Source organism: Paenibacillus sp. FSL R10-2796 (assembly GCF_037965315.1).
In the GTDB taxonomy this organism is placed as follows: Bacteria; Bacillota; Bacilli; order Paenibacillales; family Paenibacillaceae; genus Paenibacillus_AQ; species Paenibacillus_AQ odorifer.
Map to the genome: position 1 here is coordinate 608,561 of NZ_CP150178.1, position 23,695 is coordinate 632,255.

General features: G+C 44.1%; 23 protein-coding genes, 1 tRNA gene and 1 riboswitch. Of the genes, 17 read left to right on the forward strand and 7 right to left on the reverse strand.

The genetic code is table 11. From position 1 onward, the window contains the following. The first annotated feature begins 153 nt into the window (after positions 1–153). The 5 genes from NST58_RS02850 to NST58_RS02870 all read left to right on the forward strand — a co-directional run bounded on the left by NST58_RS02850 (position 154) and on the right by NST58_RS02870 (position 2,635). The gene (locus NST58_RS02850) at positions 154–462 is read left to right on the forward strand and encodes an MTH1187 family thiamine-binding protein (RefSeq protein ID WP_076124533.1); all 309 of its coding nucleotides are present in this window, start codon (positions 154–156) and stop codon (positions 460–462) included. A 93-nt stretch (positions 463–555) separates the two neighbouring features. Next, positions 556–627 (forward strand) — tRNA-Thr (locus NST58_RS02855). A 234-nt stretch (positions 628–861) separates the two neighbouring features. Beyond that, positions 862–1,029 (forward strand): hypothetical protein, encoded by a 168-nt coding sequence (locus tag NST58_RS02860; RefSeq protein ID WP_175617348.1) that lies wholly within the window; start codon positions 862–864, stop codon positions 1,027–1,029. Between the two features lie 447 nt (positions 1,030–1,476). Further along, entirely contained in the window at positions 1,477–1,632 is a 156-nt protein-coding gene (locus NST58_RS02865) for a hypothetical protein (protein WP_339246128.1), read from the forward strand. A 199-nt stretch (positions 1,633–1,831) separates the two neighbouring features. Further along, positions 1,832–2,635 carry an undecaprenyl-diphosphate phosphatase gene (locus tag NST58_RS02870; protein WP_076138271.1) on the forward strand — a complete coding sequence of 268 codons (804 nt, stop codon included), beginning with the start codon at positions 1,832–1,834 and terminating at the stop codon, positions 2,633–2,635. Positions 2,636–2,910: 275 nt separating this feature from the next. Here the strand turns inward: NST58_RS02870 and NST58_RS02875 are convergent, their stop codons facing one another. Continuing rightward, a complete protein-coding gene (locus tag NST58_RS02875; protein WP_339246131.1) occupies positions 2,911–3,126 on the reverse strand; it encodes a hypothetical protein in 216 nt (71 codons plus the stop codon). 318 nt (positions 3,127–3,444) lie between these two features. Then, positions 3,445–3,789, reverse strand: a complete 345-nt coding sequence (locus NST58_RS02880; protein WP_076124523.1) for a DUF3221 domain-containing protein — start codon at positions 3,787–3,789, stop codon at positions 3,445–3,447. A gap of 351 nt (positions 3,790–4,140) precedes the next feature. Between NST58_RS02880 and NST58_RS02885 the strand changes: the two genes are divergently transcribed. Continuing rightward, positions 4,141–4,554: an ASCH domain-containing protein gene (locus tag NST58_RS02885; protein WP_339246134.1), complete on the forward strand. Its 414-nt coding sequence runs from the start codon at positions 4,141–4,143 to the stop codon at positions 4,552–4,554. 199 nt (positions 4,555–4,753) lie between these two features. Here the strand turns inward: NST58_RS02885 and NST58_RS02890 are convergent, their stop codons facing one another. Further along, a complete protein-coding gene (locus NST58_RS02890; RefSeq protein WP_051491249.1) occupies positions 4,754–5,146 on the reverse strand; it encodes a hypothetical protein in 393 nt (130 codons plus the stop codon). Between the two features lie 495 nt (positions 5,147–5,641). Beyond that, positions 5,642–5,732, forward strand: a riboswitch (cyclic di-GMP riboswitch). Between the two features lie 108 nt (positions 5,733–5,840). Between NST58_RS02890 and NST58_RS02895 the strand changes: the two genes are divergently transcribed. The 10 genes from NST58_RS02895 (at position 5,841) to NST58_RS02940 (ending at position 17,864) form a co-directional block, all read left to right on the forward strand. Further along, complete coding sequence (locus NST58_RS02895) at positions 5,841–8,195, forward strand: choice-of-anchor A family protein (protein WP_339246136.1); 2,355 nt, start codon at positions 5,841–5,843, stop codon at positions 8,193–8,195. A gap of 106 nt (positions 8,196–8,301) precedes the next feature. Next, positions 8,302–9,276, forward strand: a complete 975-nt coding sequence (locus tag NST58_RS02900; RefSeq protein ID WP_339246137.1) for an alpha/beta hydrolase — start codon at positions 8,302–8,304, stop codon at positions 9,274–9,276. An 819-nt stretch (positions 9,277–10,095) separates the two neighbouring features. After that, complete coding sequence (locus tag NST58_RS02905; protein ID WP_036681022.1) at positions 10,096–10,485, forward strand: NusG domain II-containing protein; 390 nt, start codon at positions 10,096–10,098, stop codon at positions 10,483–10,485. Then, entirely contained in the window at positions 10,469–11,026 is a 558-nt protein-coding gene (locus tag NST58_RS02910) for a Gx transporter family protein (protein ID WP_076124520.1), read from the forward strand. The genes NST58_RS02905 and NST58_RS02910 overlap by 17 nt, the downstream gene beginning before the upstream one ends. 29 nt (positions 11,027–11,055) lie before the next feature. Then, positions 11,056–11,910 carry an ATP-binding cassette domain-containing protein gene (locus NST58_RS02915; RefSeq protein WP_339246140.1) on the forward strand — a complete coding sequence of 285 codons (855 nt, stop codon included), beginning with the start codon at positions 11,056–11,058 and terminating at the stop codon, positions 11,908–11,910. Further along, positions 11,901–12,803, forward strand: a complete 903-nt coding sequence (locus NST58_RS02920; protein ID WP_339246142.1) for an ATP-binding cassette domain-containing protein — start codon at positions 11,901–11,903, stop codon at positions 12,801–12,803. Before NST58_RS02915 ends, NST58_RS02920 begins: the two co-directional genes overlap by 10 nt. Next, entirely contained in the window at positions 12,796–13,587 is a 792-nt protein-coding gene (locus NST58_RS02925) for an energy-coupling factor transporter transmembrane component T (protein ID WP_076138201.1), read from the forward strand. The genes NST58_RS02920 and NST58_RS02925 overlap by 8 nt, the downstream gene beginning before the upstream one ends. A 44-nt stretch (positions 13,588–13,631) precedes the next feature. Then, on the forward strand, positions 13,632–15,557 hold the full coding sequence (locus NST58_RS02930) for a U32 family peptidase (protein ID WP_339246146.1): 1,926 nt from the start codon (positions 13,632–13,634) through the stop codon (positions 15,555–15,557). Positions 15,558–15,654: 97 nt separating this feature from the next. Then, positions 15,655–16,941 (forward strand): aspartate aminotransferase family protein, encoded by a 1,287-nt coding sequence (locus NST58_RS02935; protein ID WP_339246148.1) that lies wholly within the window; start codon positions 15,655–15,657, stop codon positions 16,939–16,941. Positions 16,942–16,979: 38 nt separating this feature from the next. Next, on the forward strand, positions 16,980–17,864 hold the full coding sequence (locus tag NST58_RS02940) for a UbiA-like polyprenyltransferase (protein WP_036681005.1): 885 nt from the start codon (positions 16,980–16,982) through the stop codon (positions 17,862–17,864). 569 nt (positions 17,865–18,433) lie between these two features. Here the strand turns inward: NST58_RS02940 and NST58_RS02945 are convergent. From NST58_RS02945 to NST58_RS02960, 4 genes are all read right to left on the reverse strand, one after another. After that, complete coding sequence (locus NST58_RS02945; RefSeq protein WP_076124510.1) at positions 18,434–19,414, reverse strand: polyprenyl synthetase family protein; 981 nt, start codon at positions 19,412–19,414, stop codon at positions 18,434–18,436. Between the two features lie 16 nt (positions 19,415–19,430). Next, on the reverse strand, positions 19,431–19,880 hold the full coding sequence (locus tag NST58_RS02950) for a hypothetical protein (protein WP_076124508.1): 450 nt from the start codon (positions 19,878–19,880) through the stop codon (positions 19,431–19,433). A gap of 245 nt (positions 19,881–20,125) precedes the next feature. Continuing rightward, positions 20,126–22,006: an FAD-dependent oxidoreductase gene (locus NST58_RS02955; RefSeq protein WP_076124507.1), complete on the reverse strand. Its 1,881-nt coding sequence runs from the start codon at positions 22,004–22,006 to the stop codon at positions 20,126–20,128. 48 nt (positions 22,007–22,054) lie between these two features. Further along, positions 22,055–22,948 (reverse strand): FMN-binding protein, encoded by an 894-nt coding sequence (locus NST58_RS02960; RefSeq protein ID WP_076124505.1) that lies wholly within the window; start codon positions 22,946–22,948, stop codon positions 22,055–22,057. A 460-nt stretch (positions 22,949–23,408) separates the two neighbouring features. On the opposite strand from NST58_RS02960, the gene NST58_RS02965 reads away from it, so the two are divergent. Then, complete coding sequence (locus tag NST58_RS02965) at positions 23,409–23,612, forward strand: CsbD family protein (RefSeq protein WP_036682530.1); 204 nt, start codon at positions 23,409–23,411, stop codon at positions 23,610–23,612. The last annotated feature ends 83 nt before the right edge of the window (positions 23,613–23,695 follow it).

Consider the following 23,695-nt stretch of genomic DNA (forward strand, 5'->3'; position numbering starts at 1 on the left):
TGAGAAAATACCCTTAGCCCAAAGTCATATTTTGGAGTAATCAGAAGAAATAGAAGAGATAAGGGAGGATAATCTTGCTTAGTTTGTGACAGAGCGGTGGAATTGTTACAATGGAAGGAGACAGCTACTATAAAATTTCGAGGAGGTATTCTCATGCCTATTGCTGAAGTTACAGTTATTCCAATTGGAACAGGCAGTACCAGTCTTAGCAGCTATGTTGCGGATATGCAGCGGGTGCTGAAGACAGTAGAAGGGATTACTTATGAACTTACGTCCATGGGGACGATCATCGAAGGGCCTCTGCAACGCATTTTTGCCGCGGTAGAAGCTTTGCATGAGTCTCCTTTTTCCGCAGGTGCAGAACGTGTCTCTACCTCACTTAAAATAGACGACCGCCGCGATAAACCCTCTACTAGCCGTGGAAAGTTAGAGTCTGTGGAGCGTAAGCTACAGGTGGATTAGCATTTTAGAAGGGCGGAAAACAGGGAGAAATAGGCTTGCGTTTCTGGCTGGAAGTTGTATAATATTTTTTGTTTGACAGAAAAACAGCGTTAAGCTGGTGTAGCTCAGGGGTAGAGCAACGCACTCGTAATGCGTAGGCCGGGGGTTCAATTCCCTTCACCAGCATATCTAAGAATGGCGCAATGGCGCGGTTTTCCGGGATTCCGGGACCGTGCCATTTTTCGTTAAATCCCCCTGACTTCTTCCATTCTTCTACCCTTTATCCGAGTGAAGTGGGTGTCTCGTCAATTTTCTCCACTTCTTTTCGGGTTCCTAGAATAGAATCTCAGATACATCGGGGCACTGCTTCCTGCAAGTTGGGGAGAACATGTGAATAAGTACCCAGGGTGATATTTATTGATGAATGGCCTAATCTTTCCTGAAGTCGAATATGATGGACAGCCAATGCCGTTCCCTGTTCTTCTGGAGAAACGTATCAAGGAAGATAAGACATGGCGCGAAATCGCTAATGAAAACGGTATGACTAGTGGTCACTGTCGAGCAGACGGAAGGTGTGGCGCAAGCTGACAGCAATCAGAATGAAGAATGGTGGAGGAGGAGCAGCATAAGCTGCTTTTCTCTTGCGGGGGCAGATCGGTTAGATGGTAATTACTATAAAAATAAAAAAAGACACCACAAGGTGTCTTAGTACAGATACTTTTCGCTCGAATTTCACGAGCTCGTCAGTGAACTGAGTTCATAAGCAAGACTGGCTACGGCTAACAGATGAAGAGATAAAGTAATATCAATGTTAAAATGTGCGGTAATATTAATTTTCATAGATAACCACGCTCCTAAAGTATAAATACACATAAAGAAAACTTTATAAAGCGCTTGGCCTGCCATCATCAGTGCCAGGTAGCCATCCTGTACAGACGCCTTAGCGTTTCGACAATAACATTATACTTAATATTTTGTGTTTTGCCAAAAAAAGGACCCCCTATTCTTGGTCGGGGTGGCGGTTCTGTGTGAATCATGATGGTCATTGAGGCTCCACGCACGCGGCTGCAGAATGATCAAATGGAAGTTACGTTTCGGTATTCATATCTGCTGTATGCTCTGAACTTGATTATCCAAAATAACGGGCAGCAAGTTCAGAAGGTTAACGGATTTTTTATTGATACAGGTTGAATTTAATGTTTGATACTGTTGTTATGCTAACGGGAAAGGATAGTTTAATAAAGGAGTTACTTAAGACTGGAATAATGAGCAATGTGACAATTATGTCATTCTGAATTGAATATTGTTAGGTTAATCGATGGGGAAGTTTACGTGTCTCCCTTATACTGGAAATTAAATGATTTTATTTCCGAAAGGGGACAATGCACTAATGACTGATGTAATTAAAGCAATAATACTTGGCATAATAGAGGGCTTAACTGAATTTTTACCAGTATCATCTACTGGACATCTTATTCTAGCAGGCGATTTGCTTAGCTTTGAGGGAGATGCTGCAATAACTTTTAAAATTGTTATTCAGTTGGGTGCAGTGATGGCAGTTTTAATTCTTTATTGGAAAAGGTATTTGGAGATTGGGGTTAATATGATTAGAATGGATTTTTCCAAAAGCAAAGGATTAAATGTCATTCATATGATTTTGGCTATGTTACCAGCATTAATCCTATATCTTCTCTTCAAGGACACAATAAAAAGCCAATTATTTGGCCCAACCCCTGTTTTGATCGGTCTAGTTGTTGGTGGCGTGTTGATGATCATTGCAGCGCGGAATAGGCGGACTGAAACCGCTGGTACTATCGATGGGATTAATTATAAACAGGCTTTCGGAATTGGTCTGTTCCAATGCTTGGCGTTATGGCCGGGATTTTCGAGATCAGGTTCGACGATTTCAGGTGGCCTGTTGCTTGGCACTAGCCAAAAAGCCGCTGCAGATTTTACATTCCTTATTTCTGTGCCTGTTATGTTTGGTGCAAGCTTGTTGGATTTGTACGATAGTCGTGATTTGCTGAGTTCTGACGATTTGCTTCTAATGTTAATTGGCTTTGCGACATCCTTTCTTGTGGCAATGATTGCAGTAGTGACGTTCATCAAACTGATTAAGAGACTTCGATTGGAGTGGTTTGCTCTATACCGGTTTGTTTTAGCAGCTCTCTTCTATTTAATTGTCATACAGTAATTGGATTAGTCAATATGAACATCATGGGAAAGAAGCTTTTAAAAAGGGCTATACATCATATCCTGCATAGATTGAACTAGAGGTTCAAAACAAGGGGAAGTCACCAAACAAGACAAAGCTCAAGTAATCTATGAACTAAGGAATGAATTTTCGGTGAAAGCACTTCTACAGCTAGCCGTTATCCCTCGTTTGTTTCTTCTACCATTAATATCACAAAGTGATTTTACAAGTGTTTGGGAATATGAAAAACCCCACCAGTTTAGGTGGGTTTTTGCTTACCAAGTATTATAGTTCGACTGATACTTAACATGTTTGTTCGCATAGCTCTCATTGGGGTAATCACGTCTGACAGACTGCAAGTAGCCTGAAATTGCAAATGTTGCAATAAGCCCTCCTATAATTCCTGTGATTAAGCTGAATGTTGAAAATCCGAATGTGGCAACTACTCCAATGGAAGACAATGCTACAAGCAATAGACTGAATATTTTCATCTTTATACACACCTCCATTTTGTATATGTAGTAATTTGGAAATTAAGATTGATACGTTACTATATTTGATCGGTTTCGATAAAAATAATAATAATTCAGCAAATCTTTAGACGGGCTTCATACTTATTTAAGCTAAGAGGATTATAGTAATCACATAACCCCCTTATAAAATAGATCTAGACCCTGCCGGAAGTGGTGGGGTCACTTTTTTTGCACAGAGTAAATTTATAAATATGGATTTCTCCTTAAATCTACTATAAAGAAGCGCCGCCCCTTTTGGAGACGCCGCTTCTTTATAGTAGATTCTATTCTTTTTGCTCAATTCTTGATTTTGGTGATTTTTTTGGCGGTAACTTGTGCAGGGAATGAATCATCACTTACTTCAAAAAACACTTTAATCTCATCGCCTTTTTTATATTTAGAAGGTGCAACTTTATTTACCCAAATGGCTTGAGAGTACTCATTAGATTCGAGAATCTCCTTATATTCCTTGTTCAAGTCTTCTTCTTTTAATTCAGAAATTACTAAAATTCTTTTATTTTCTACATCTATTGTGTGTACAATTCCTTTCAAAACTTCATCATTCTTACTACAGGCGGTGACTAATAACAAAAAAACAAAAATAAGAGTCCATTTAATAGTAGTACGTGGTTTTTGAATCATGGACCTTCCCCTCCAGTGGTTACGACATTAATTTAAAATCGGTTGCACAGGCATAGCATTTAGTACATTACCAATATAAGAATAAACAGCAGCCCTTCCATTATGACGACCTTTATTGATTCTGGGGAGTTACAGGTGAATGTCTGTAGTATTGATATTTTTATAAGAACTTTTGTTTGTATATAATAAAAATAAATGTTCTTATTTTAGAGGCGATCAATGATGGAAATGAGTATCGACCAAACGGTTGGGATTATTTATCAGGTCAAGGTGAGCAAGATTACACAACGCGAGATCGAGATCCGTGGCATCCGTGACAAACGTCCAACATAAACAAAGGGGATAAATATCATGCGGTGTATAACAATACGGCAGCCTTGGGCGACCTTAATTGCTCTTGGTGAAAAAGAGTTTGAAACTCGTTCATGGAGAACAGCCTACCGCGGCGAGTTAGGCATCCATGCCGGAGTGAGGATTGACAAAAAGATTTGTGAACAGGAACCGTACAAATCAGTATTGGCGAAACATGGCTATACAGCGAATAATTTGCCGACAGGAGCTATTATTGCTACAGGTCAGCTCGCGGGATGTTATGTGGTTACTCCAGAGGTGGATTTAAGGGAATGGATCAATGGGAACGAATATGATTTTGGCGACTATAGTGAAGGACGGTTTGCCTGGAAGCTTGAAGGGGTTCATCCATTAAGCCATCCAATTCCAGCTAAAGGTCGGCTAAGCTTGTGGGAGCACTCTAATCACTTCTGAACGGCGAACAATATTTTTAATGTAATTTTTATGTGCCTATCAGCTTTTTTTCAGGTTCGAGGTATATATTAGAGACACCAAACACCCCCCAGTGTTTTGTGGTATATCTCTCTCAGGTCTTGCCAACTCCCATGGTAAGGCCTATTTTTTTGTTCACTAATTGATTGGGGGGAGAGAGCGCAGCGGCTTCTATACAGCTTTACTTAATCTGGTACTGTTCTTCGTAACTCTTAAAAGATGAAATATCCAGCCCTAGGTATCTGCGCATATGGATGGCAGCCTGAGCCGCAACAATGTCATTCAACAGCAGCATTCGTTCATGATAGCCACGACATATATACTTGGCTTCAATTCCAGTATTAAGTCTGTTTTGCTCATACACCTTGATTCCCCGTCTTCTCATTTCTGCACGAACATCCCTTAGATCTGTTGTAGCTACTGCAGCAGCTGTTCCAAGCACCTCCAGATAAGGGGCGGGTGTTCGTAAGTGTGTAGATAAAATGGCGGAGTCCCGTTCGAAAGCTGATAAAATCATCGGAAGCAATAAATAAGATTTCACCAGCATGTTGTCCCTGCTTTCTGCTCTATGCATGAATCTCATCACCTCTAATAGGAACGTATATTCGTATTCTACCCCGATATTCCAAAAATAATCAATGGTATTTCTAAACAGCTTATCCAATGTGATTAAATTCACAACTAAATAACGAAGAATAAATTATATTAAAAATTGTAATAATAAAAATTAATGTATCGAACGCAAATAAAGGAGAATTATGATGGAAAAAGAGGGCAGCCTCCAGCGTGGATTGTTTTTTGGTTTAATTCTGAGTGTTCCCTTATGGATATCCATATTGGGCTATATACAGTTACTTTAAAATTTAATGAAAAACCTTATGCGAAGCGCCTTTAGGCGCTTTTTTTGTGTGGTACTAATGCGGGGAATTATCGAAAGGAATTGATTGACAATTGTGGGTGTCGGGAGCTAAACTGTTATTAATTCAAAAGTATTAAAAGTCATAGACTGTTATTGGATAGAATGCTTCAGCTACCAGTTCTGGACTTGCAGTGTAATACATATATATAGTCATGATAATAGCAAACCGTCTGAAAGGGCGGGACGCAAAGTCCAGGAGTCTAAAGTGTCTTAAAGGCACAATGACCGTCCGACTGCCATGAGAAGGGAATTTCACTTCTTTTTGGCGGTCTTTTTTGTTGTTAGGTCCTTTAGAGTTTCTGGTAATTATTCTGATTAATATAAATCATAGTTTTAGGAGGTGTGCCATTTGAAAAGAAGAATAAAACCGTTACTCTCGCTTGTATTAGCTGGGATTTTGACGGTAGGTAGTGGGCTTTCCTCATTGGGAGCTGGAGTTGCTGGAGCTAGCAGTTCTTCTACATTGGGAATTGCAGCGGTCTACAACGTGTTTATTCTAGGGGATATAACAACAGTTTCGGATACGGAAGGAAGGTTTGCTGCTGGAGGTAACGTTAACTTAACCAACTATAGTGTTGGAGATAGGTTGACCGCTGCAGAGGTTTCCCTGACTGACACACTTGTTGTTGGAGGGAATCTTACTTTCAACGGAGGTACTGTTTATGGGAATATCGTGCACGGGGGAGATTTTTCAGGGAATGTAACGCTCCTCAAGGGTGGTACAAAAAGACAGGGGAGTACGATTGACTTTTCAGCCGTAGGTCAGTCTTTGAAGGACAAATCAGCAGAACTTGCAGCATTGCCGGCGAATGGAACAACAGTGTACCAATATGGCAGCCTTACCCTGACAGGTACAGATCCTGCGGTCAATGTTTTTAATGTTTCAGGAGATAACGTCTCTAATACCTATGGAATTACAATAAATGTTCCTTCAGGATCTACTGCAATTATTAATATTGATGGTTCTAACGTAAAAATGAAAAACTTCGGATTTCTACCTAATAACGTGTTGAACAGCAAGAAAATTTTGCTTAACTTTAGCCAAGCTGCGTATCTTGATATGGCAGGCATAGGTGTAATGGGAAGCATACTTGCCCCCTATGCTCATGTTGATTTTATTAATGGTCAGATTAACGGTACTTTAGTGGCGGCTTCACTCAAAGGTACTGGTGGTGAATTTCACCACTATCCATACGATGGTGATGAACCTGGACCAACGCCGACACCAACGCCGACAGTGACGCCGACACCAACAGTGACACCAACGCCAACGCCGACAGTGACGCCGACACCAACACCGACAGTGACACCAACGCCAACGCCGACAGTGACGCCGACACCAACACCGACAGTGACACCAACGCCAACGCCGACAGTGACGCCGACACCAACACCGACAGTGACACCAACGCCAACGCCGACAGTGACGCCGACACCAACAGTGACACCAACGCCAACGCCGACAGTGACACCGACACCAACACCGACAGTGACACCGACACCAACACCGACAGTGACACCAACGCCGACACCGACGCCAACACCATGTCCGACGCCGACAGTGACACCAACACCAACACCAACGCCGACAGTGACACCGACGCCAACGCCGACGCCAACGCCGACAGTGACACCGACGCCAACGCCAACAGTGACACCAACGCCGACAGTGACGCCAACACCGACACCAACGCCGACAGTGACACCAACACCGACACCAACACCGACACCAACGCCGACAGTGACACCAACACCAACGCCGACAGTGACACCAACGCCGACGCCGACAGTGACACCAACGCCGACGCCGACAGTGACACCAACGCCAACGCCGACAGTGACGCCAACACCGACACCAACGCCGACAGTGAAGCCAACACCGACACCAACACCGACACCAACGCCGACAGTGAAGCCAACACCGACACCAACGCCGACAGTGACGCCAACACCGACACCAACACCGACACCAACGCCGACAGTGACGCCAACACCGACACCAACGCCGACAGTGACACCAACACCAACGCCAACAGTGACACCAACGCCGACAGTGACGCCGACATCGACACCAACACCGACAGTGACACCAACGCCGACACCAACACCGACACCAACGCCGACAGTGACGCCGACACCAACACCGACACCAACGCCGACGCCTGAAGCAACACCAACACCGACGGTAACGCCTGAAGCAACACCAACGCCGACGCCTGAAGCAACACCAACACCGATGGTAACGCCAGAGGTAACACCAACACCAACGGTAACACCAGAGGTAACACCAACACCAACGGTAACACCAGAGGTAACACCAACGTCGACACCAGAGACTTCGGTGTTCCCGACACCAACGCCATCATCCGTAATTGGCACTATAGTTCTTGCAGAAGATCCCGTGCCGCTTGGGCCTGTAGCTTCGCCGACACCATCGCCAGTACCAACACCGTCGAATAGCACAGAAGTACTTGTTGATGATGATGAGATCCCATTAGGTCCGGTACCGGCAGTGACACCAACGCCAACACCAACACCTGATGAAATCATCGTAGTGGACGATACGATCCCATTAGGTAAGCCACCTGTGAAGGAATTGCCAAAAACGGGTGAATCAAGTCCTGCACCTTACTACGTAGCAGGTTTAGGTTTTGCACTTATCGGATTATTAATGAGAACCAAGTTCTCCAAAAAGAATAAATAATAAAGGGTAGAGCACATAGAGTCGCTTTCGGGAGTGTTCCGATGGCGGCTCTATTTGTATGTCATGATTTCGATAGTTTGGTGCATTCTAAGTAGATGGTATACTCTTGTTGGAAAAGAAATGTAGAGGGGATGGCGAAGGCGAATTGATATGGTTCATTATTAGCGCTGTAATCATCATAGGGATTCTAATCTATGTGGGATTTTTCTTCTATGGTATTGCTATTAAACGAGCGCCAAAGGTATTTCTAAGTAATAATCCTAATCTGAAGGCTGATCCTCCGGTTGCCGGAGCTTCTTGGGGGGAGGGGAAGGATTGGGTCTCTCGCCAGAGCTTCGAGAATATTGAGATCGTATCTGCAGATGGACTTAAACTAAGGGGTTACTTACTCCAATCTAATCGTGCTGCGGGACGCACAGCCATTCTAGCCCACGGTTATTCAGGTAAAGCAAAGGATATGGGGGCGTACGCCAAAATCTACTACGAGAACTTAGGCTGTAACATCCTAATTCCCGATGCAAGAGGGCATGGAGATAGCGCAGGGGATTACATTGGTTTTGGTTGGCCGGAACGAAAAGATTATTTGCAATGGATTGAATACATGATTAAAAAGACTGGGCCCAGTGCTCAAATTGTGCTTCACGGCATCTCTATGGGCGGTGCTACAGTGCTAATGACCTCAGGGGAAGATCTTCCGCCGCAGGTAAAAGCTATTGTTGCGGACTGCGCTTATACCTCAGTAAAAGCACAATTATCTTACCAACTACGACGAATGTATCGCTTGCCAAGTTTCCCTTTCGTTCAAAGTGCAAGTCTAATCACCCGCTTGAAGGCGGGGTATGGCTTTGGTGAAGCCTCTGCATTAAAACAAGTGCGGAAAGCGAAGGCTCCGATTCTTTTTATTCATGGGGATGCGGATAACTTTGTACCTTTTGCTATGATGAATGAATTGTATGAGGCATGCCAGAGTCCAAAAGAGAGGCTCATAGTACCGCAAGCGGGGCATGGATTGTCTTATGATACGGATAAGGCGGGGTATATAGATGTAGTAACAGCTTTTGTAAGTCGATATGTAAAATAAGTCCTGAACGTAGACAGCGCCCGATATCCGCTAGGTAGCGGTTATCGGGCGCCTATATTTTTCCACACATGACGTAGTCCTTGAATAAGGATCGTACCGTCATGCTTTCTCGTTATATTCATCCCCCGCCGTTCGTGAGTAACGGGTGTCTTAATTCCTTGTTATTTCCAGCAGCCGTGTGGCGAGAATAATCCTTCCAATACGACAAAAGCCCTACCTCTCTTTTGCCCTTGCGGCTCCATTGACCGCGCCAGTGTGAATCGGAATGCTATATTTCGAATTTAATCTCATAAAAAGGAAGAGTACTGCAAGAAAACATAAAGCCTCTTTGTCCAAAATGCCGATGTGTATAATAGTCGGCCTGACATCTTCTTGGTGGGGATATTCAATATATCGAAAAACAAATACCATATAAATATAACACACTATTGTTTAAAAGGCAAATATAATAATGAATTCCAAGATAAGGTTTATTTGATTCTAGAGAGGAACAAACCTCGATAAGGGGTGCTTAGATTTTGAAAGTAACTTAAATTGGGTTAATTGTGAATTATTCCGGAAAAGCTAGTAAACCAGAGGAGATGGGCGATCTCGGTGCAAATGGGCTAAAATGTAAGTTGGATATTTTTGCAAACGCTACAAACTTCAACTGAAAATGCCAGAGACGAATGGGTTGTGTCTGCTGGGGTTATTTTGCGTGCCTATTTTGTGAACAGCTCTCTAAAACTGACAATAAACTCCAACATTGATTGAAGGATTGAGGGTAGACCGTTATAATTAATAAGTCTGGATTTTAATTAAAAAATAAGGGAGATTTTTATGAAACGCGCAGATGTGTGGCTGATTTCCATCGTATTGATTGCTGCGCTCGCTTTTCTCGTACCGAGATGGTTTTCGGACAATGATGACAAAGGTGGGGCCGGTAAAAATCTCATAGCCAATGTAACGGTGGACGGTGAGTTATTTAAAACGGTAAAGCTTACAAAAGAAGAACAAACCATTGAGGTCCGCACGGAACGCGGCTATAACATTTTGAAGGTGCATGATTACGGGATTGAAATGTACGATGCCGATTGCGCTGATAAAGTTTGCCTAGGTTTTGGTTTTATTACCCTGCCCAAACAGACGATTGTCTGTCTACCGCATAGAGTATTAGTCGAAATCACCAGTGCGTCGGGGGAGGATGATATAGATGCCTATGTCCAGTAGTGAATCTGCAACAGCTTTAAAAAGAACAGTGATTATTGCGATTTTCGCCGCAGTGGCAGTAGTGTTAAGTTTAATAGAGGCACAGATTCCGTTATCCGGGATGGGACTGGTGCCGGGTGCTAAGCTCGGACTGGCCAACATTATGATTTTGACTTGTATTTACTTTTTACGTGGACGGGATGCTTTGCTGCTTGTCATCCTCAAAACACTGCTTACTGCATTTCTGCTAGGTACCTTCTCAAGCTTGCTGTTTAGTTTATTTGGTTCACTTTTTAGCTTTGTTGTTATGTTTGTGCTGATGCTGATTAGTGGCAAAGGTAAGAGTATAAGCTTGATCGGAATTAGTATAGCCGGTGGGATTGCGCATAATATCGGTCAGCTGCTGGCAGCTTCTATGGTATTTGCATCACTTAGTATTTTTTATTATCTTCCCATGCTGCTGATCACTGGGGTAGTAACAGGAATTGCCGTGGGCTATGCAGTCCGTTATTTGGTGGCGTCATTGTCAAAAATATCGCTGTTTGAAGAATTTTTGGACTGATTAGTCACATCAGCGGAAGGATGACTAACATGAATGAATCATACGAAGGTCAAGACTTAGAGGGAGAGGGACAAGCAGTCATCTCTCTGGATGGGGTATCGTTTGGCTATGATCCCGAGCATCCGATTCTTCACAATATAACGTTATCTATCTCTCAAGGACAATGGGTCAGCTTGGTTGGTCCTAATGGCTGCGGGAAGTCTACGTTGGTCAAGCTGCTCAATGCTCTGCTGCCTAAGGGGGCTGGTGAGATTGTGGTTAGTGGCATGCTGCTTAGTGAGGAAACGATCGGAAGCATTCGGCAATGTATCGGAATGGTGTTCCAAAATCCGGATAATCAGTTTATTGGAGCCACTGTAGAGGAAGATATCCTATTCGGCCTGGAAGGGCTTTGTTTGCCGTACGAAGAGATGGCTGAACGTTTGCACTCCTATACGACGAGACTAGGAATAAATCATCTGTTGTCCAAGCATCCGGGTGAGCTGTCGGGAGGCCAAAAGCAGCGTGTTGCTATTGCTTCCATTCTTGCTATGGAACCAGGCATCGTCATTTTTGACGAGGCCTCTTCTATGTTGGATGAAGGAAGCAGAAATGACCTTCTCGGTATTCTGCAGGATATGCGGGCAGAAGGGAAGTACACGATCCTCATGATTACGCATGATGCAGATGAGATTTTGGCATCGGATCGGGTGCTTGCGCTGCATGGAGGTGGTTTGGCTGCAGATGTTACACCGGCGGAGTTGTTCCGGAACGAGGAGCTTCTGGAAAAATGTCATTTGCGTGAACCTTATTCTTGGCGCCTTGCACGCGAGCTGCAGAACCAGGGCATTCATGTGGATGTTCCGACCAGTGAAAAGGAGCTTATAGATACGTTATGGCCATAGAATTACAGCAAGTAAGTTACACCTACGCTGACCGAAGCCTCTGGAAGCTGACGGCGCTCCGGGACATTAACCTCAGTGTACCCATTGGCTCGATGGTTGGTATTGCGGGGGCGACGGGCTCAGGTAAATCGACGCTGCTGCAATTGTTTAACGGGATACTGAAACCAACCGAGGGTACGGTAAAAGTGCTTGATGTAACCATTCAGGCTGGTGAGAAGTCACCTAAGCTAATGCCACTGCGCCGCCGAGTCGGATTGGTATTTCAATTTCCGGAGCAGCAGATGTTCGAAGATACGGTCGAAAAGGATCTCATTTTCGGTCCCCTTAATTTCGGCATGAGTCTCGAAGAGGCAAAGTCACGTGCACGTCAGGCCATGTCAGATATGGGGCTGGATCTCGCACTGCTAGAGCGGAATCCTTTCCAATTGAGCGGTGGACAAATGCGTAAGGCGGCTATCGCTTCCGTGCTAGCTATGGACCCTGAGGTCATCGTTCTGGATGAGCCCACGGCAACGCTTGATCCCATTAGCCGTGCAGAGCTAATCAGCTTGCTGGAGCGATTATGCCGTGAGCAGGGCAGAACGATCATTATCGTTACGCATCGGATGGATGAGTTATTGCCATATGCGGACAGCTGGGTTGTACTTAAAGAGGGCAGCACGGCGTTTCAGGGCAGTGTAAAGGCGCTTGCAGATGATCCTTCGATTCTGGAACAGTGTGGTTTGACGGTTCCGCAGTCCCTTCGTTACTGGCATGCAGTTGCTGATCATTTAGGTCTTGTGGATGAAGCCCCCCGCTTGACGGCTGAGAGTCTGGCAGAGCTTATAGCTTCGCTGCCAGCGGAATCAATAAGCACTGGTAAGCCCGATGGAAAGAGGGATGACCATGAATGAGAAACTGATCTTAGGTCGGAGTATTGAGACCGGTTCGTGGGTGCACAAGCTGGATGCTCGTGCCAAAATCACTGGCATGCTATTATACGTAGCTGTTATCCTGCTCTCACGTTCGTGGATGGCCATGGCTGTGCTGGCTATTTTTTCGATAGCCGTTATGGCTTCAACGAAGATTCCGCTTAAATACTTCCTGAAAGCAGCTAAGCCTTTACGTTATTTAATGTTGTTTATCTTTATTGTGCAGGTGGTGTCTGTAAAGACAGGGGAGGTAATGCTGACTCTTGGTTCCTGGTCTATCTATGAGGGAGGGCTAAGATTAGGGGCATTTTCGGTCATCCGCATGTTCTTTCTTATCACCTTTACAGCGCTTCTGACCTTCACAACAACGCCGGGGAAGCTGAATCAAGGGCTGGAGGGGATCTTGACACCCTTCAAAAAGCTTGGCTTATCCCCTGACCGTATCACGCTGATGATCAGCATTTCACTTCGTTTCATTCCTACGATTCTAGATGAATCGCAGATCATAATGAAAGCGCAGGCCTCAAGGGGAGCCGATCTAAAAGAGCTGCCTTTGAAGGAAAAGGGACGGATGTTAGTCTCCCTGCTGGTCCCGATTATCGCCAGTGCTTTTAGGCGTGCTCAGGATCTGGTGTATTCCATGGAGGCCCGCGGTTTTCGCATGGATGCTCCCCGCAGTCGGTATCACCGCCTAAGGTGGGGCAAATTCGATACTGTTTTTATTGGGATGTTTGTGGTCATGGGAATTGCAGTAGCTTTGTTATAATACTCATTCCCTAATTAGTAGTATCAACTTGGGAGGGAACTTGAATGGCACGTTATTTTAACGGTAGAGAAGTCGAATTACTCGCACCCGCAGGAACGTTTGAGATTTTCAAGGAAGTGATCCAATCACGGTGTGATGCAGTTTATTTTGGTGGACCTGTATTGAATATGAGAATGATGCGTAAAGGTTATAATCTTACTCATGAAGAGATCGTAGAGGCACTTGATATCGCACACCGTCTAGACAAAAAAGTGTATATCACTGTGAATAATCTTTTTAGTGAGGAAGATGTGGAGGAAGCTAGAGAATACTTGCGTTTCCTTGATGGTGCTCGGCCAGATGCCTTGATTGTTCAGGATATGGCAGTGTTGGAGCTTATTCGGGAGATGGAGCTTAACCTTCCTATTCACTCTTCTGTAATGATGAATGTTCACAACCTGGAGATGATCTTTGCGCTGCGTGATCTGGGTGTAACTCGTGTAGTTACCTCGCGGGAAATGGACCTGCAGACAGCTAAGCTGCTTGGTCAGCGGAGTGGTATGGAGCTGGAATATTTTATTCACGGGGATATGTGCTCTGTGCATGGTGCAAATTGTTACTTCAGTTCCCATGTTTTTGGCATGAGCAGCAACCGGGGAAAATGTATGAAGCCTTGCCGCTGGGATTATCGGGTTAAAAAAGACGGATATGTATATCCTGCTGAATATCCACTGGCTGTCAAAGATATGTTTATGTATGAGCATCTTCCGGAATTGATTGAATCAGGTATTACTTCCTTCAAAATAGAAGGCCGTATGCGTGATAAGGATTTTATGGTGATGCTGGCGAATAGCTACGGCGAAGCCATTGACCGATATATCGATGATCCGATTGGCTTTGATCGTACGGTTGATACTAAAGAGCTGTACAACAATCGCAAGCGTGACTTTTCGACAGCTTATGCTTTTGGTAAACCAGGGTTAGCTAACATTAACCGTCGTTATGAAGGTACGGGCAAATTCTATAGCACTGGAAAAGTTTTTAGCACCCCAACCGCAGAACGTGAGCTATCTGAAAAACGTGTAGAGGAATTGCGGGAACGTTTGGCGCAAGAAAAGAAACCAATGGCAACAAAAGCTAAGTTGGCTGTACGTGTGAATAATATGGAACAGGCGCGCGTAGTATTGGAGCTGGGTGTGGATAGTTTATACTTGCCGGGGGATGTATTTGAACCGGACAGACCTTTTACAAAACGTGATATTAAGGAACTTGGTGAGCTAAAAGGCGATAGCAAAATCTATTTAGGGTTGCCACGTATGATGACCGAGCTGCATTTTGATCAATATGATCAATTGCTTGGTGGAGAACGCTTGCCGATCGACGGTCTAATCGTTACTAATTTGGGAGCGATTCGCAGATACAGTTCTACAGGGTATCCGTTAATTGGAGATGGTAGTTTAAATGTCTACAATCATCTTTCAGCCCAATTATATGCAAAATTAGGTTTAACTCAGCTTTCGGTTTCACCGGAAATGACGCTGGAGCACTTTGCTACCTTTGCCTCGCGTTGTGACACGCCTTTGGAAGTTGTTGTACATGGTACACCTGCACTAATGTATATGGAACATGACCTTTATGAGAATACTGAAGTAATGGAGCCTATCGCTGAAGAGGATAATCAATATGTGCACAATAATGTATTGGTTCTAAAAACAGACAAAGGTGAAAATCCGGTATATCGTGATCAGCACGGCCGTTGCCATCTTTTGTTCGCGAAGGAGCTCTGCTATTTGCCGTTGCTTGGTGAGATGATTGATCTAGGCATATCTAGTTTCCGTATTGAAGGAGCGACATATAGCGCTAAGCAGTTGCGTGAAATTATAATTTCTTATCAACAAGCTATGAATCGTACTGAAGTGAAAGATGATATGCTAGGTGGTCTTGAGCCCATTTATGCGGGTTATACTCTAGGTTCGCTGCAATTTAACTAATTCTATTTTTTGGGGCAAAATACCGTCTGCTAGTAAGAAGAATGCATAGTACTCTATGAATAAGTTACTATTTTCACAAGAAGAGAGGGAATCAATCATGGAACAACAAGAATTCATCGGAAGAGAAGCCGTAGCGGCAAAACGTAAGCAATATTTCTATCCGTGTACACAGCATTTTTACCGCGATGCGCCTCAGCTTGTGCGAGGTTCGATGCAGTTTGTGTATGATGAAAATGGCAAACAATATACAGATTTCTTCGCAGGTGTATCTGTAGTTGCCTGTGGGCACTGCAATCCAGCCATAACTGAACGTACGATTGAGCAACTGCAGCAGCTGCAGCATACGTCTACGATCTATTTAACTCAGCCAAATGTGGATTTGGCTGAACGTCTGGAAGAGGTTATGCCAGGCGGTCTACGCCGAACCTTTTTCGTGAACAGCGGCTCAGAGGCTAATGAAGGCGCACTGCTGCTTGCCCGGATGTATACAGGACGCAAAGGGTTCATTGCACTGGAAAGTGGTTTACACGGCCGTACCAATCTAACTATGAGTGTGACAGGTCTGCCGATGTGGCGTACCGATAAATACTTGGATCATGACGTTGAGTTTATTCCTCGCCCATATCATCCAGAACTATCTCTAGAGGAAGCCGCTGCACTATCCCTGGAATCTCTGGAGCGAGTGCTTGAGGAGAAGGGGAATACTATCGCCGCAATGATCGTAGAGCCAATCCAAGGCAATGGTGGTATGATTATGCCAACGCCAACCTATTTCAGTGAGGTCAAAATGTTGCTGGAGAGATACGGCGTGCTTCTGATCGCTGATGAAATTCAAACTGGATTTGGTCGTACAGGCAAAATATTTGCTATGGAGCATTTTGACGTAGTGCCCGATATTATTAGTATGGCCAAGGCACTGGGGAATGGAATTCCGGTGGCAGCCTTTGCGACAACGGATGAGATTGCTCTCGCGCTGAACCGTCCGTCGGCTTCAACCTTTGGAGGCAATCCGGTATCTGCTGCAACGGCGCTGGCTGTGCTTGATTATATTCGCGATGAACGGCTTCCTGAACGCTCAGTGCTGCTCGGAGAACGATTGAAAGCAGGGCTAAAGACCCTTCAAGACCGTTATCCTTCGCTTATTGTGGATGTACGAGGAATTGGGCTTATGTTGGGAGCGGAGCTTGCTGGTGAGGATGCAGAAGGCTCTGCGGCGCTTACAGATCAAGTACTGGAAGCGATGAAAGACAGAGGATACCTGATCGGCAAAAATGGCATAGGACGCAACGTACTAGCCTTTCAACCGCCGATGATTATTACGGAAGAGGATATCGACGGGCTGCTTAACAACCTGAATGAAGTCCTTGCGGAGCTTAATGACTAATATAATGAATTTCAAGTAGCGAAGAAAGAGGAAAACGAATGGCTATTCTAAACATTTTTAAAACTGCAGGCCTAAAGCTTAAAATGTTCAGTGAACTGGTGATGTTCTCTCATACGCTTTTTTCGCTGCCGTTTGCCATTATCTCGATGGTGTGGGCTGCTGGGGGCTGGCCATCAGGGCATGTGATGATCTGGGGTCTGATTGCATTGATCGGTGCCCGTAATGGCGCTAATGCATTCAATCGGCTGGCAGACCGTACGTTTGATGAACAGAATCCTCGTACGGCACATCGGCATTTGCCACAACGGTTATTGGCAGAAAAAGAAGTGGTTGTCTTTGTTATTGTCAATTATGCCATCTTTATTGTGGCTTCAGGCATGCTGAACTTGCTCTGCCTGCTCTTATCGCCGGTAGCAATCGTGTTAATATCGACTTATTCTTATACAAAACGTTTTACCTTTCTAAGCCATTTATATTTAGGCTTTGTTATTGCTTCCGCACCGATTGGTGCATGGTTTGCCGTAACCGGAAATATCGCATTTACCCCGTTTGTGATCGGGACGGTAGTTATGCTCTGGATTGCCGGATTTGATATTATCTACGGCACTCAGGACATTGAATTTGACCGGCGGCATGGGTTATGGTCTATTCCGAGCTTCTTTGGATTAGAGAATGCGCTGCGTATCGCCAAAGGTCTACACTTCATTATGATTATGCTGCTATTATTTCTATACGTATGGCAGGATCTCGGATGGATGTATTTAGTTGGGATTGGTATCGCTACATTGCTCCTGATGACCGAGCATAAGATTATAAAACCTTCGAATCGTAAGCTGATGAAGGTGGCTTCTTATAATCTAAATCAGGTAATCAGCATAGTGATATTATTGTGTACGCTGATTGATTTTTTCTATGTTAGTTAGGGAACTGGCTTTGGTAAGCAGGCTGGCTGAGCATTGGCGCATTGCCCTCAAACTAACAACAAAAGACAATAGCCTACCCCTTTTGGGTAGGCAAGGGAATTGGAAAGCTGGCTACGCTAGCTTTCTTTTTTTGTGTTGACTCGGTTCCCCGCTCTGCTAGGGGGAAGCTACGAGTTGAATGCAAAGATTAGGGAAAACCTCCCTAATCTTATTGAGTTTTTTATCCTTTGACTCTGTTTTAGGGAATTTCTCCCTGAAATACAGCTGGTTACTCTTAAAAGCATGCTAAAGTGTACTTTATTAGGGAGGAATTCCCTAATATCGTGGTTTTCGAACGATTATTAGCTAATTTTAGGGAGGTTTTCCCTAATTATATCCGATGGAGTAGAATGACTAAATTAGCTCATGTGCGCTACGCTGCGTTTGCGTGTTTAGCTTGTCTTGTTGAAGCAGAAAAATAGCAGTTTGAATTTGCGACAAGATCAATGAAATGATTTGTTTAAAGCAAAAAAACGGATACCCCCAAGTGAATGGAGGTATCCGTTTTTATTTGTATTAGATCGTACGCTTTAGCGATCACGGTCCGCAAAATATTGCAGCAACGTTTCCAGATCAGCATGCGCCGGGTAGGAGGAGAGCTGCTGCACAATAGCTGCAGCTTTATCCAGATAGTTCTGGCTGACCCTTTCAGCGCGAGCGAGGGCATCGCTATTGTTAATTAGGGTGAGCACATGTGCTACTTCAGCGTCGGAAGAATCCGGGCCGATTGCACGGATCACAGGCGAGAGCTTAGGGTCCTGCAAGGCGTACAGCACTGGCAGGGTGACTTGACCATGTCGCAGGTCGCTACCGGCAGGTTTGCCTAGGACATCGGCGGACTGTGTGAAATCTAGCAGGTCATCTTGTATCTGAAAAGACATCCCTAAGGCTTCTCCAAAATTATAAAGGAGATTGGCAACTTCTTCGGTGCTTTCAGTGGACAGTGCACCAACCCGTAAGCAGGTTGCCATAAGAAGAGCGGTTTTGTTTAAGGATTTCTCCAAATACTGATCCATTGTAATTTCATAATCAAAAGCATGTTCCATTTGCTGATATTCACCCAGACACAGCTGAGCGGTGGCTACAGAGGATAAGTCATGAACGTATCTGTTTTTATCTCCTGTATATTTGCTCAGCAGCTCGATGACCCGAGCGGACATGTAATTACCAACATGTACTGCTGACAATGTACCCGTCTTAATATGTAAGGCGGGTACGCCCCGCCGTAACTCAGAACGGTCAATGATATCATCATGAATTAATGAGGCGGCATGAATAAATTCAGCAGCAGCAGCTAATTGAAGCGCTCTGCGACCGGTATCCTTACGGCCAAACCGACTGCCAACAATGACCATGAGGGGACGAAGGCGTTTACCACCGGAATTTATAAGCTCTAGAACACTTTGCGCGAGCTGAGATTTCTTAGGTACATCTTTATCACGCGTCACAAGGTTTACGATTTCGCGGTTGATTTCATTTATGTCTATATTTAAGGCCTCATGCAGCTTCATTTATGGATCCCACCTGTCAAATGGCTTTGCTTGTGCGACTACGCTGTCTGCACTCTTGAATCAAGAACTCTTCGATTCCAGTAGCTGGATCATGTTCCGCGAAGTCTCCATTTGACCGTCTAATCTGCATTTTTTTGATCGAAGGAGCTAGATAAGCAACTAAGTCGAGCTCACGGCATTTCACCGCAAACTGCAGGTAAAAGCTATACAAATAATCTCCATCCAAAATGTTGCGTGTAAGGTCGGGATGATGTGGGATACATTCCATATGGCGCTCTGCTGCCAAAGTGAGAATAGTGTAAATACCCAGCAAATTGACTTTGCGGCTGTATTCCAGATCATGGCGTTCCAGTACCGAGATTAGCTGTTCACATGCAGCCGGAGAGGGCTGAAGCTCAATTCCGGCAATAGGTGACATTTCAGTATGCAACAACCGGAGGGTATCTTCTATGAGTTGTTTGTTCACAAGATTCTCTCCTTCTTGTCGGTTTTGCCGGAAGAAACCATACCCCGATCATCCCTACAAAACCATTCATTCAAGAAAAAACCACCATTTCCTAGGATTAGGAAGGTTATTTTCTTCTTGTAAATAAGGAGAGTAATGTGTCCTAGGGACACATTACTCTGAAGTATATCCATATTTAACCCTAATAAAATACAATTTGCACATATGTTCTATATGATAAATTACACAAATTCAGGGTTTTATTATCAGTCGGTGTATAGATACCATCGTCTGACGAGCGGAATTCTCTTCCACTGTTTCTTAAGCCAAGGAAGTACATAGTAGTCTAGACCAAGTGTGCTTCCCGATCCGCCGATGCAGGCAATACCAGCAGCAACGTACCATAACATTTCTGTCGAGGCCATTTTGGTTGACCAAATCATGACCGACATGCCTACGGTCGCTATAGAAGCAAGTGCTGTGAAGAGACCAACGATGAGCATAATACCGAAGACGATTTCTGCACATACCATACCGATTTGGAACCATTTCGCGAGGAAAGTGTAACTTCCGTCGTTGTTGTAGAACATCAAATCCATGAACCAGTTTGTAATGTTGTATACGAAGTTAGGTACAGGCAACGCTTCAACTGCTTCTTTTGCAGTGGATACTGCTGAAGCTGCAGATTGTGCATCTACGGTGTCTTTAACTGCATCTACTGCAACACTGGCTGCTGATGAAGCATCCGTTGCAAAAGGAGCAGCTGGAATCAAGAAAATCTTATCTGGATCTTTCCAAATCTTTTGGATCTTCTCAATACCTTCATATAACCACATACCCCCAAGTAGAACACGAAGTGGAACGAGCCAGAAATTAGGTGAACGTTTGGAGAAGTGACCACCCAAGAAGCTCTTGCGGTTCTCAACATGGAAGAATTCATGCATCATATATGTCCATACTTTATTGAATCCGACAACCTGAGACAGGTAGAACATATTAATAAAGTGTTTGGATAGCATTGCCATGAATCCAGTAAGCATAAAGAACTTACCTGGCAGACCAACGTTAGCTACGCCGTAGCGGCTACCAATGGAGACCATTGTACCGTGGAAACCTGGTTTGTAAGCTTTTTTAGCAGTATTCTGAATGTCGGCGGCAATGTTGCCAGCAACAATCGGAGCGGCTTGTTCAGCGTTCTCAACCATTTGTGGTACAGGACGAGTTTCACCTTCAGGAATGTAGAAAATGTTGTCCCCTACTACGTAGACGTTCTTATGATCTACACTTTCCAGGTTCTCATTCGTAACAATCCGTTTGCGGCCTTGTTGTTGAACTTCAAGTCCACCAACGATTTCGGAGCCTTCAACACCAGCAGTCCAAACAATTGTTTGGGAATCAACGACGTTTTTCTCACCAAGGGCAACACTACCATTGCCTACTTCGGTGATTTTAGCGCCAGTAACGATTTCCACGTTCAGCTTACGAAGGCGAGCTTCAGCTTTTTGAATCAGCTTATCTGGAAGGATAGGCAGAATCTTCGGAGCCATATCAGCCACAATCAGTCTTACTTCGGATGGGTCGATAAAGAACTCCTTGCATAATTCCTCGCGTTGTTCAGCCATTTCACCAACCAGCTCGACACCAGTAAAGCCGGCACCGATAATAACGAAGGTCAGCATAGCACGGCGTACAGCTGGATTTTTCTCCATAGCCGCTTTGGTATACATATCGCGGATTTGGCGTTTCAATGCTACCGCATCATCGTAAGACCAGAAGGAGAAGGTGTTTTCTTCTGCGCCTGGAATGCCGAAGAAGGTTGGTTTGCTACCTGTGCCGATTACAAGGTAATCGTAAGCGTAGGTAGCTTTATCGGACTTAAGTTTTCTGCTTTTGAAATCGATATTGCTGATCTCATCAAGAACAACATCTACTTTAAGGCCCGCAAAAATTTTCTTAAGATCGATCTTGATTGAATCCTCTGGAGCACGGTTCGCGGCAACCTCATGCAGCTCAGTCAATAGAGTGTGATATGGATTCCGGTCGATCAGTGTAATTTCAACATCTTTGTTTTTCTTAAATTTCTTTGCCAGTTTCTTAGCCGTGAGTACGCCGCCGTAGCCGCCGCCCAAAATGACTATTTTCTTCAAGAGAAATTCACCTCATTCGTCTGATTAGCTGCAGAAGGTCCTGCGAAATTATTTCGCGCCTTCGAGTGCTTTTTCTGCAAGTGTAAAATATTCACCAACATGAATACTCACGCCGGAAATTGCATCAGTTTTGCCTTCAGCATCAAGCGTTGGAGCAGTACCTTTGTTTTCAAGGAAGTATTTTTCAGCCAAAGCGATTTCTTCATGCCATTCAGCAGAAGCGCCGCCAGCTTTCATACCATATTTACCATCAACGGAGAATTGCTTCTTGTCATCGCCAGCAGCATTCAAACCACTGAATTTAACAGCTACAACATTACCGTTAGCAACAGTCAGGTCAACAGTGGATTTCCAACCGGATTCAGCGTCCATTTCGCCTTCAGCATGGTAGCCTCCGTCTTTATATTGACCAGCTTCTACTGGACCAGCAGCAAGAGCAGCTTGAGCAGCTTTTACAAAGTCAGATACGTGTACGGATACACCAGAGATGGCATCAGTTTTCCCCTCAGCATCAAAAGTTATAGCTGCTGGATCTTGTTTTTCGATCAGGAATTCTTCAGCTTTAGCTGCTTGCTCGTGCCATTCAGAAGAAGCACCGCCAGCTTTCATGCCATATTTACCATCTTCAGAAACCTTTTTCTTCAGGTCGCCTGCAGTGTTAACGTTAAAGGCATCCCAGTCAGCTTTAGTGATCTTTCCACCTTCTACAGTTAAGAGTGCGAAATATTGCCAGCCAGTTTTAGCATCAACGTCAGCAGTACCGTAGTAAACTCCGTCTTTGTACTGTCCAGCTTCAGTTCCAGCGTTACCGGAATTTGTTGCAGGAGCAGTTGTTTCAGCTGGTGCGTTAGTAGGGGCTGCGGCGTTGTCTGTGTTGTTACCACAACCTGCGAGCAATCCAAGGATAAGTGCGCTCGACAAGATAACAGAAGCTTTTTTCATTTCAAATGACCTCCAAAAATATAGTTTAAAATATATATATTAAAATGTAAAACATTTTAATAGTCGAGCGAAGTGATAAAAATCACTTTATAAATGATATTTGTCACTTTAATCTCATACCTTATTACCCGTTTGTAACAGTATCATGACTTATATCGGCATACATTAGGAAAAAATTTAATGATGTTGTTTTATCTCCGATGGCATTCTAGCACATGGACTAGGAAAACATTTGTGAAATAAATCACTTAAAAAATTAAATATTTAATTTATATCTGGATTATATCAAATTTTAAAAGATTTGAATACATAAATTAAAAAATATATGTGACAGAATACGACTTAATTTGCTAATGCCATGAATGGCGGAAAGATTCATAGCGAATGGGGAAGGGTAAGTAAAGGTAACACGGGATAACGATCCTACCCTAATTAATTCAGCTAAGGAGATGAGCTTATAATGGACAACAATGTATTTAAAGGGAAATGGAAACAGCTCAAAGGCGAGGCCAAGAAGCAATGGGGCAAGCTTACAGATGATGATCTTGACGTAATTGATGGTGAAAAGGATAAATTAGTAGGTAAACTACAAGAACGTTATGGACACACGAAAGAAGACGCGGAAAAAGAGTACCAAACTTGGGGACGATCCTACCGCGATTAATTCGTTACTAATGACGTTTATAATAAAATTCCAGAAGAAGAGCGCAAATCGCATCTGATTTGCGCTCTTCTTCTGCGTCCTTG